This window comes from Deinococcus sp. (assembly GCF_018260405.1).
Classification (GTDB): Bacteria; Deinococcota; Deinococci; order Deinococcales; family Deinococcaceae; genus Deinococcus.
Genome location: NZ_JAGLBG010000085.1, coordinates 1 through 10274, shown reverse-complemented (window position 1 = coordinate 10274; position 10274 = coordinate 1). Strand labels below are relative to the sequence as shown.

Sequence of the window (10274 nt, the reverse complement as noted above, 5' to 3'; positions counted from 1 at the left end):
GAATGGGCCTGCTCTCACTACTTCTCTTCTTCTGTCATGCTTCCCGCCTCGCTTGAGGCTCAGAAACAATACAGGCCACAGCTATTTCTGTCAACCCCCCTCCCTCCACGCCTCCACGCTCACTCCCCCGGATGCTCCAGAACTGTCCAGCGCACTTTGACCACTCCCTGCAAGTCTTGTAAGAGACGCCTAATAGCGGATACTGAAACCATGCTGAAAATCGAGGCCGCTGAACTGATCGTCATTCGCCTGCCGCTGAAATTCCGTTTTGAGACCAGCTTCGGGGTACAGACCGGGAAAGTCGTGCCACTACTGGTTTTACATGGTCAGGGACTTGAAGGCGTGGCCGAGGGAACGATGGAACCGGCACCGGAGTACCGTGAGGAAACGCTGGCTGGTGCCCTGGAGCTGCTGCGGAACACCTTCTTGCCGAGGATTCTGGGCAAGACGTTTGCCAATCCGGAAGCCCTGGAAGCCGCGCTGGGGCAGTTCCGGGGGAACCGAATGGCCCGCGCAATGGTCGAAATGGCCGCGTGGGACCTGTGGGCCAGACAGTTCGGGCAACCGCTAGGCAGGCTGCTGGGTGGTTATAAAGAGCAGGTCGAAGTAGGTGTGAGCCTGGGTATTCAAGCGGACGAGGCGGCCACCGTAGACATCGTGCGCCGCCACGTCGAACAGGGCTACCGCCGGATCAAGCTGAAGATCAAGCCTGGCTGGGACGTTCAGCCAGTTCGTGCGGTGCGTGAAGCGTTCCCCGACATTCGCCTGACGGTGGACGCAAACAGCGCTTACACCCTGGCGGATACGGCGTCGCTCAGGGAACTGGACGCGTACGCCCTGACCTACATCGAGCAGCCGCTGGCCTGGGACGATCTGATCGATCACGCCGAATTGCAAAGCCGCCTGAACACTGCGCTTTGCCTCGACGAATCGGTAACCTCGGCCCAGGACGCCCGCAAAGGTTTGGCGCTAAGAGCCGGTCGCGTCATTAATCTCAAAGTTGCGCGTGTGGGAGGACATGCTGAGGCCCGCCGGGTTCACGATGTGGCGCAGAGCTTCAGCGTTCCGGTGTGGTGCGGGGGGATGCTCGAAAGTGGCATTGGCCGGGCACATAACATTCATCTGTCGAGCCTGCCCAACTTCAGGCTGCCGGGCGATACCAGTAGTGCCAGTCGCTACTGGGCGCAGGACATCATTCATGAACCACTGGAAGCCACCGATGGTCTCATGCCCGTTCCCACCGGCCCCGGCACCGGAGTCACCCTGAACCGCGAATTCATGGCGACTGTGACCGAACTCCACGAGGAGCACCGCGCCTGAAGGCCGCTACCATGAACAGAACTTTTGTGATTCGTGAAGTGAGCGACCCCTGGAAAATGCTGGAACTGGAACAGGTGCAGCGGGCCGCCTGGAACTACACCGACCGGGAACTGACGCCCGCCACCCTCCTGCGGATCAGTGCCACGACCGGGGGAATCGTGCTGGCAGCGTATCCGGCAAACAGTGATGCTGACACGGCCCCCGCCGTCGGACTGGCATACGGCTTTCCGGCGCTGCATGGGGGAAAATGGTGGCATCACTCACACCTGCTGGCGGTGGACCCTGAATGGCGCGGAAGTGAAATGGCCGTGGCCCTCAAGCTGGCGCAGCGCGAACGGGTACTGGCCCAGGGTCTGACACAGATGACCTGGACCTTCGACCCCTTGATCGCCCGGAATGCCCGGCTCAACCTGGGCAAGCTGGGGGCCAGCGCCGTGAGCTATCACGCCGACTGGTATCCGACGGGCACCCGGCGCGGCGAGGCCCTTCCCGCAGACCGCCTGATGATCCAGTGGGACCTGACCCGGCCCAGCCACGCCAAGCCCGCGCCCCAGCCTGAAGGTGAAAGTGCGCTAGCGACCACAGAGCACGGTTTGCCAGCCGAACCCCGGCTCGACGTGGAGGCTGAGCGAGTGCTGATCGAGGTGCCGACCTACCCACTGGAACCGGGGCCGCAGTGGGCCTGGCGTCTGGCCCTACGCACCGCGCTGGGGCATTACCTGAACACCTCACCCCTGGGCTACGCCGTTACCGATCTGGCACGCTCCGGCGAACAGGCCTTTTATGTTCTAACCCGGCAACAGGAAAAAGGCCACCCGGAAAGAGTGACCTTCAAGCTCTGAACTATTTTGGCTGAGAACTATGCTGCCTCAGCGGAAAGTAACGGCGAAGTTGTTTCCGAAGGTGAGGGTGTAGACCTTAGTCGTGGGCTGATTGAACCGCAGGCGCTGAAGCGGGTTGCTGGTGGACTGTCCGGCAGGGACGACGATTAGGGTGTGCTGACCACGCGTAAGTCTGATGTCCTGGGTCGCCGAGCGGGGGGCATTTGACATCATCAGGTAGCCGTCGAGGTAAACATCGACCCGGCTTACCACTCCCGACTGTGGACGGTACTGGCGGGGATCAAACTGCGAGGGGGCCAGCTGGGTGCCGGGCAGAGCCGGGCTGACGCTCTGACCCTGGTCCATAGGCTGGGGAGCCTGATTCCCACCCTGGGGCTGATCAGGGAGTACCCGGATAGACTGGGCACGAATGGCCGGGGCCGCACCCGTCTGCTGATTGCGCTGCTCGGCAGAGCGGTCGGTCTGGCAACTGAGATCGGCCTGCCCCATAGGCTGAGGAGTGCAGGTCACATAAGTGGCCTGAGGAGCCTGCTGGGCAAAGGCACTGCCGAACACACTGAGGGTAAGAACAGTAGCCACGGATAAAAGATTTGTCTTGCGAATAGTCATAAGACCTCCTGGTAAGAACCCACTACTCAATCTGCCGGGCAATGAGGGCGTTACAGGCCCAGGCGGAGAGAGTCGCTACTTAAGGTGAGCCCTAAATAGAGCAGCTCAATAACATGACTATAGAACCTGAGTTTGTAGATTTTATGCAGGTTCTCTGACGCTTGAGTTCATGATTCATTTCTTACGCAGCGTCCAGCACAATAAAAGCAAGGGGTCTCCGGTTACAGTTCCGCGTATCCGAGACAGGTGCCCGAAGTGGAAATAATTTTCAGACTTGCCACAAAACAAAAACGGCTTCCCATTTCTGGAAAACCGTTCTCGTGGCAGGGATACCAGGATTCGAACCTAGACAAACGGTTCCAAAAACCGTTGTGCTGCCATTACACCATATCCCTAGCTGTGGCCCGTTTTGAGGCGGAATGGAGTATAGCCACAATCTCTACAGCTCGTCAACCAGGCAGCAGGGTTGGCTTTTCGATCACACTGAGGCCCGCGAATTTGAGTAGCAGGCGCTTCTGACCGTGGCCGGGAAAATAAATCAGCACCTCCCGGCGGTCGCCCTGGCCGAAGCCCTGCATAAAGACCCCGTCACTGAACTTGGCGTGGTGCAGGCGCAGCGGCTGGGTGGTGTTGACGGCCCGCTGAATCTCGCGGCTGGGAATAGCGAGGCGGGCGCTGACTTCCGGCAGCGAAAGGCCGTACAGGTCGAGCAGTTCGCGGGCCTGAAGGGGCCAGGAGGCAGGAAGGTCGGGCAGGCTGTCCGGTAGCAGCGCAGCCGGGGAATAAGCGGGCACTTCAGCTTCCGGCGCGGCCTCGATACCGAGGAGGGTTTGCAAAAAGAGTGCGGTGGCCTGCTTGTCGGTGGGCCGCCGCTCGCCGCTGGGCAAAAACGGCGCAAAACAGCGGCTGACGGCGACGCACTCGTAACAGCCCTGCGCAGTGGTGCAGCAGCTCTTGACCGACAGCTCGTAGGCGCGGCGCAACAGGTCGTCCATGCTCTCGAAGGCGCGTCGGGAGACGCCCAGGCCGCCCCGCCAGTCGTCGTACAAAAAAAAGTAGGTGTCGCGACCCTCGCGGAAAGCCCCGGCCAGATCGCCCTCGTCGCAGGCCACCCGCTCGGGCGTGAGCTTTTCGAGCAGGTGTTTGAGAGTGTGGGCCACAGCGGTAGGGCGCTCGGACGAGGCCGGATCAAGACCGACTTCGAGGCTGCTGGTGCGAAAGGGCGGCAGTTCCAGCGGCTCGTCATAGAGGTGCTCGGAGAGTTTGTGATCCTGCATCCGGTCTTGAATGTGGCCCCCGCACGAGGCACACACGCGCTCGAACGGCCCGGGTTCGCGGTCACAGCCGGTGCAGACGCGCTCGAAGACCTGGCGCATCATCATGTAGCCGGTGTACTGGCGGCGAATGACCACCTCGCCGTGGCGGTAGGCCAGCGGGCCGCGCCGCACCCAGTCGGACATCTTTCCGGGCTGCACGGTGGTCGAATACAGACCGCGCGTAAACAGGTTGGCGGCGGCGTATTTCTCGACCAGGATGGCCTTACCTTTGGGCGTGTCCTCCCAGCGCAGCACCTTGTAGCCTTGACCGTCGAGGGTAAACACCGCGCCCTCGTGTTTTTCGGTGAGGGCGTAATGCTGGCTGGGAGATTCAAGCGGCGTGTCGAGAGCCTTGAGGCCGTGCGCCGCCCACTCCTGCTCCTCGACGACCATAAATTTGGCGCTGCCCTCACCGCGTAGGTTCCAGTAGCTCTGATTTTCGTCTTCGGCAGTAGTCGGCAGTCCGGCCACGCGAAATTCAGCGATCTGCCGCCGCCTGTGCCGGGGCGCAAGATACTGGTTTTCCGGCTCGACCACGGCCTTTTCAAGCGGGCCGGTCAACAGCTCGTGAAAGTTTCCGGCGTTGCTATAAAAGGCGTCGACCGGCTGCGGCACCCCCTGTTCGTTCAGGGCGGGCAGGTACAGCACCAACCCCGGCGCAATTCGCCCGGCGCGGCCTGCCATCTGCCGGAAGGCCATGCGCGACCCCGGATAGCCGTCGATGATGACCACTTCAAGGTCACCGATGTCTACCCCGGCTTCCAGGGCATTAGTAGCGAACATGACCCCGGATTTGGAACGCCGGAACTCCGAGAGGCGGCCTTCGCGGTCGCTGGTGCCTGCCATGTACAGGTGAACGTGGTTGGCAAAGCCCGGCTGGGCGCGGTAGGTGCCGTAGAGCCGCGCGGCCCGCGAACGCCCCCGGAAAAAGGCCAGCACCTTGAGCTGGTGTGTGACACTGGCGCTGACCACCGCGTCCCAAAAGCGCCGGGGCTGCCCACGGTGATCGGCAAGGTAGTAGCGTTTGCCGCGCCGCGCCGCGCCCGATTCGCTGACCTCGGTGGGGGTTACGCCGATCAGTTCGCGGGCAAATTCGGCCGGGTTGCCGATGGTGGCGGTGCTCAGCACAACTTGCGGCCTGGCCCCCAGCGCCCGCGATAGCTCCAGCAGGCGGCGCAGCATCCCGGCCACCTCGCTACCGAAGCCGCCCCGGTAGGTGTGCGCCTCATCGAGCACGATGAAGGACAGCTGGCTCAGAAATTGCCGGACGGCGGGATGCGTCAGTGACCAGTGGAGCTTGTCGGGCGTGGCCGTGACCATCCGCACGTCGGGGCCGAACACGTCGTTGGGGTTGGCCTGCCCGTGAAAAGCCCCAATCTGCCAGTCGAACCCGCCCGCTTCCTGAAAAGCACGCAGCTTGTCGCGCTGATCTTGCCCCAGGGCCACTAACGGGTAGATAAAGAGCGCCTTGGCCTCTGGTTGCTGCTCCAGCCGCTCGAAAACCGCCGGGAAGAATGCGCCGGTTTTGCCACTGGCCGTGGGCGTGGTCACGATCACGTCATGTCCGTCCCGCATCAGGCGATACGTTTCGGCCTGGTGCGCGTAGACCTGATCAAAGCCGAAGCCCCGGCGTACCGCGTCCGACCAGCCTAGTTCGGCGGCGGGAACGGTGCGGGCCTCAGCCACCTCCTCCTCATGCAGCAGTGCCGCGCCGCTTCCCAGAATGTCGCGCAGGAACAGCTCCAGGCGGGCAAAGTGAGAACGGGCGGGCAACATCAGAACCGTAGTGTAGGACGTTCAGGCAACGCTGACAGCGCCCAAGGTCACCTAACATACGGACTCCTGCAAAACCTCTCAACCCGGCAGTCCGTGTAAACCGGGGCACGGCACGGTCGCCCGCAGTAGCGGGTGCTACGCTCCGGGTATGACTGTCGCTGTGCCCGTTTCGTCTGCCGTGTCCGACACGGTGCTCGATAAAGCCGCGCGTGGAGAGCGCCTGAACGCCGCCGAAATCGAGGCGCTGTATCACCTGCCGCTGCCCAAAGTGGCCGCCGTCGCCAACGCCCTGCGCCTGGAACGGCGTGACCCGGACGTGGTGACCTTCCTGATTGACCGAAACATCAACTACACCAACATCTGCAACGTGGGCTGCAACTTCTGCGCGTTCTACCGCACCAAGCGCCAGAGCGACAGCTACACCCTAGACTACGCGCAGATTTCGGCCAAAATCCGGGAACTGGAGCAGGTCGGCGGCACCCGCATCTTGTTGCAGGGCGGCGTCAATCCCGAGCTGCCGCTGGAGTACTACACCGGGCTGCTGCGCCACATTAAGGCTCACCACCCGAGCATCCGCATCGACGCCTTCTCGCCCGAGGAAGTATTGTTTTTTGAAAAGACTTTCGGCCTGAGCCTAGACGACCTGCTCGACACCCTAGTCGAAGCTGGGCTGGACGGTCTGCCAGGCGCGGGCGGCGAGATTCTGGAAGACGAGGTGCGAGCCAAAGCGGCCCCGGCCCGCATTAAGTCCCACGACTGGTTCCGGATTATCGACGCGGCGCAGCGCAAGGGGCTGTACACCATTTCCACGATGGTCATCGGCTTTGGCGAAAGCTACGCGCAGCGGGCTAATCACCTCCTCAAAATCCGTGAGCAACAGGACCGGGCCAACGCGCAGTACAGCGGCAACGGGTTCTCGGGCTTTGCAATGTGGTCGCTCCAGACCGAAAACACCCGACTGCACGGTAAGGCTCCCGGAGCCACGGCGCACGAGTATCTGCAACAGCTCGCCGTTGCCCGCCTAGCCCTTGACAACATCCCAAACATTCAGGCGTCGTGGCCCGCGCAGGGCTTCAAGGTCGCGCAGGCGGCGCTGTACTACGGGGCGAACGACCTGGGCAGCACCATGCTTGAAGAAAATGTGGTGTCGGCGGCAGGCAACCACGACCGCCACGCCGTGACCGTGCGCGAACTGGTCCGCATCGCCGTAGACGCCGGATTCACCCCCGCCATCCGCAACAGCCGCTTCGAGATCATCGAGTGGCCCGACGCCGCGACCATGCTCCAGCGCAGCCCCGAGAACCCGGAAGCGGGACGCGGGGTAGGAGTTCATTAGGGCTGCGCCGTAGAGTCAGCAGCAGAGAAGCGGGTTCCAGGCGTGGAGGCGGAAGGGGGGCATTGTGCCCTGCCACGCCGCCTTTATCAAATCTTTAGAGATACATCATTTTACGGGCGCGTGCTGGCGAAATGTGCAACCGCTGCGTTACGCTACAAAACACGTCGTCAACAGATTTAACACTGGCCTGCTCTCTGGGTTTCGGTGCTGTTCCTCTGTGTCTACATGAAGCCCTTAAAGAACTCGGGACGCCCGACTTGCAGACAGGCGTCAGCTTTGCGCGGCATACTCCCCAGGTGATTAGTGCCGCTCTGTCTTCATCTACTGCTGGGTTTAAAATTAAAACGAGGCTCAGGCCCTGGCTGCTTAGCCTGTTCCTGTTAGGTGCCGGAATAACCAGTACGACCAGCTTTGTGGCGGCGGCCAGTGTGGCGAATATCGGCTCGGTACAGTTGACCGTCACCGTCGACCAGGTGGCCGCCAACGTCAACGGTGAGGCGGTGACCCTGAACGTCGCTCCGCGCAATGTTGACGGAAGAATTATGCTGCCGCTGCGCGAAACGGCGGCCCTGTTGGGCCAGCCCGTAGGCGGCTCGGCCAGTCAGCCTCAGCTGGGGCGGGCCGTGATCGACGCCCAGCGCAACACGGCTACGGTTGGGGGCGCGGCCCAGCAGCCCGGTCACGTGGTTACAGTCGGCGGCAACCTGTATATCAGCGTGCGCCTGCTGGCCGACGCACTGAATGCCAACCTCTCCAGCGATCCGACTGGCCGCACGCTGACCATCACGGCGCTGCGGGACGGCGGCAACCCACTGGCTCCCCAGGCCCGCTTCGCTACCGACAAGACCACGTATGCACCGGGCGAACGCGTGATTTACACCGAGTACCCCTTCGATCCGGACGGCGCGGAAATCACGGCGCGGCGCTGGACTGGCAAACAGGACGTGTTCTTCCAGCCGGGCACCTACACCATCGGCTATCAGGTAATCAACGCCCGCAACTTGCAGAGCACCATGTTTACGCGCACCATTCAGGTCACAGGCGCCCCGATGGACACGCCGCTGACCTACGCGCTGAAATACTCCGACCCCGGCGACAGCTTCAGCGATCCACTGGTGCTGAGTTACCCAGCCGTGCTGGCCCAGCCTAGCTACAGTAATAGCTTTCCGCTGCTGTTCAGCGACAGCCCGGAGGCCCCCACCCAGAACGGCATATTGTATCAGGACACTGTGTATGGCCGCGCCCGACTGCTGGCGTACCACATGAACGGCCTGAGGCGTTCTGCAAGGCTGTACGTCATGGCCCGCAATCTCGAAAGCCGCCCGGTAGAGGTTCAGACGGAACGCCTGGGCGAAACGGCGCCCACCCGCATCGAAAGTCAGCTGGGACAGGTGACGCTGCTGGAGTACTTTGCCAGCAACGGGGCGCGGACCCTGACCCTGGCTCCCGGTCAGACGGCGGCAGCCTATGCCAGCCCGACCCTCAGCCCCGGCAGCGGCGTGAACGTTATGCAGGACATCAACACCACAGGCCGCGTCGAACTGACTTTCGTCATGCTCGAAGACACCATGCCGCCCACGCAGCTGGCAATGCAGCAGATCCCTTACCTGCCGCCCGATTCCCGGCATCAGCGCGGCACCTTTCCCAACGCCGTGCGCTCCCTGCGGGTTAATCTGGGTGTGCTGCCCGCCCGTATTGTTATTGGGGACGGTCAGGTAGACCCGGTGATTACGGGCGTGGACCGCCTGACCGGTCAGCCGCAACGACTGGTCGGTAATTACGGCGTGCTGTACGACTTGCAGGTCAATGGAGCCGCCGGAACAGCCGTGGCCCTCAGCCCGCGCGGGGGTCTGTACCGGGGAGCTATGAATATCGAGGACGGTCCGCTGAAACAGGCCATCAAGCTCCCCAAGAGCGGTAACGCCATCTCGCCTAATCAGCCTATCTTGCTGTGGCGTTCGCTGTCGGATCAGCTCAATATCGACTTTATTCCGGCCAGCGGCAGCAACCTGCCGATCAGTCTGGTGTTTTACCGGACGCACCCGAACCCTGGATACGGCGGAGTGCTTAAGACCTATCAGCCCTGAACCGGAGTCAGGCCAATAGCCCCCCGCTCCATTTGCAGGCCGGGGGCTGTTTTGCCTTGCGCTTAATCGGCTGGGGCCAGAGGCTGCGCCGAGTGCATTAGCGCCTGCCCATGTTCGCGCATCCAGGCGCGGTGCAGCTCGAAATCGGGCATGACCTGCGCCACGTTCGCCCAATACCGCCGTGAGTGGTTCATCTCGCGGAGGTGGGCGGCCTCATGCAGGGCCACGTAGTCCAGCACGGGGAGGGGGGCGCGGCTGAGAAGCCAGTGCAGGCGGATATCCCCGCTAGCAGCGCAACTACCCCAGCGAGAACGGGTACTGCTGACCAGTACGCGGCGGACCTTAGCGTCTACCCCAAGCTGCCCAGCGAAGTGTTCGACTCGGTGCTGGTAATGCCCCTGCACGGCCTGCCGGGTCCACCATTCCAGGTGGCCCAGCCAGTCTTCCGGGGGCAGCGCCAGCACCGGGCCAGTGCGCGTCGGCACCTGTAGCCCCGGTTGCAGCCGGAGCGGCAGCACTTCGCCCAGAAAAGGCACCTCACCGCCTGGTCGCAGAGCCGAGTAGAGGGCCTGCTGGGTGCGCTGCGCCTCGACATGCTGGCGCAGCCAGTCGCGTTTGCCTTCCACGATCTGCCGAGCCTGCTCATCGGAAATGCGCGGCGGCAAATACACTGTCGCCACGCCGTCGCGCACCTGAAAAGCCAGGGTACGCCGCCTGGAACTGCGGCTGATCCGCACCGGAAGGTCACCTATATGCCAGATTACTGCGGAAGAACTTGAAGCCATCCAGCCTAGCTAAGCGCCTTTTAGCCTCCAAGAAAAGCCAAGGCATCACTTTAGGCACGAACTGTTGACGCAAAAAATCTCTTGCTATTCTAATCCGGACTCCGCCCGCAGCTGGGAAACGGGCAGGCCCAGGGCAACCGCAAAGTCGGAGACTGCATAACATTTGATAAGTAGCCAGTAAGCAGGCTGGCTATTTTTACTGT

7 protein-coding genes and 1 tRNA gene are annotated in these 10274 nt (G+C 62.3%); 4 read left to right on the top strand and 4 right to left on the bottom strand.

Annotated features, from left to right (window positions below):
* The first annotated feature begins 210 nt into the window (after nt 1–210).
* Both menC and QZ269_RS10405 read left to right on the top strand, forming a co-directional pair.
* A complete protein-coding gene (gene menC / locus QZ269_RS10410) occupies nt 211–1320 on the top strand; it encodes an o-succinylbenzoate synthase (protein ID WP_291426645.1) in 1110 nt (369 codons plus the stop codon).
* An 11-nt stretch (nt 1321–1331) separates the two neighbouring features.
* A complete protein-coding gene (locus QZ269_RS10405) occupies nt 1332–2162 on the top strand; it encodes an acyl-CoA acyltransferase (protein ID WP_291426644.1) in 831 nt (276 codons plus the stop codon).
* 27 nt (nt 2163–2189) lie between these two features.
* Here QZ269_RS10405 and QZ269_RS10400 read toward each other — a convergent pair whose 3' ends face one another.
* From QZ269_RS10400 to QZ269_RS10390, 3 genes are all read right to left on the bottom strand, one after another.
* Nucleotides 2190–2741 (bottom strand): hypothetical protein, encoded by a 552-nt coding sequence (locus QZ269_RS10400; RefSeq protein WP_291426643.1) that lies wholly within the window; start codon nt 2739–2741, stop codon nt 2190–2192.
* A 351-nt stretch (nt 2742–3092) separates the two neighbouring features.
* A tRNA-Gln gene (locus QZ269_RS10395) sits at nt 3093–3166 on the bottom strand.
* Between the two features lie 54 nt (nt 3167–3220).
* Entirely contained in the window at nt 3221–5863 is a 2643-nt protein-coding gene (locus QZ269_RS10390; protein WP_291426642.1) for a DEAD/DEAH box helicase, read from the bottom strand.
* 148 nt (nt 5864–6011) lie between these two features.
* Between QZ269_RS10390 and mqnC the strand changes: the two genes are divergently transcribed.
* Together mqnC and QZ269_RS10380 are read left to right on the top strand one after the other, a co-directional pair.
* On the top strand, nt 6012–7199 hold the full coding sequence (gene mqnC, locus QZ269_RS10385) for a cyclic dehypoxanthinyl futalosine synthase (RefSeq protein WP_291426641.1): 1188 nt from the start codon (nt 6012–6014) through the stop codon (nt 7197–7199).
* Between the two features lie 428 nt (nt 7200–7627).
* Nucleotides 7628–9286: a stalk domain-containing protein gene (locus QZ269_RS10380; RefSeq protein ID WP_291426646.1), complete on the top strand. Its 1659-nt coding sequence runs from the start codon at nt 7628–7630 to the stop codon at nt 9284–9286.
* 62 nt (nt 9287–9348) lie between these two features.
* Here QZ269_RS10380 and QZ269_RS10375 read toward each other — a convergent pair whose 3' ends face one another.
* Nucleotides 9349–10023, bottom strand: coding sequence for a M48 family metallopeptidase (locus QZ269_RS10375; protein WP_291426640.1), 675 nt, complete (start codon nt 10021–10023; stop codon nt 9349–9351).
* Nucleotides 10024–10274 lie beyond the last annotated feature (251 nt).

Excerpts from the sequence above, each read along its gene's own strand:
- menC (WP_291426645.1), top strand. The coding sequence starts at position 211 with ATGCTGAAAATCGAGGCCGCTGAACTGATCGTCATTCGCCTGCCGCTG.
- QZ269_RS10405 (WP_291426644.1), top strand. The coding sequence starts at position 1,332 with ATGAACAGAACTTTTGTGATTCGTGAAGTGAGCGACCCCTGGAAAATG.
- QZ269_RS10390 (WP_291426642.1), bottom strand. The coding sequence starts at position 5,863 with ATGTTGCCCGCCCGTTCTCACTTTGCCCGCCTGGAGCTGTTCCTGCGC.
- mqnC (WP_291426641.1), top strand. The coding sequence starts at position 6,012 with ATGACTGTCGCTGTGCCCGTTTCGTCTGCCGTGTCCGACACGGTGCTC.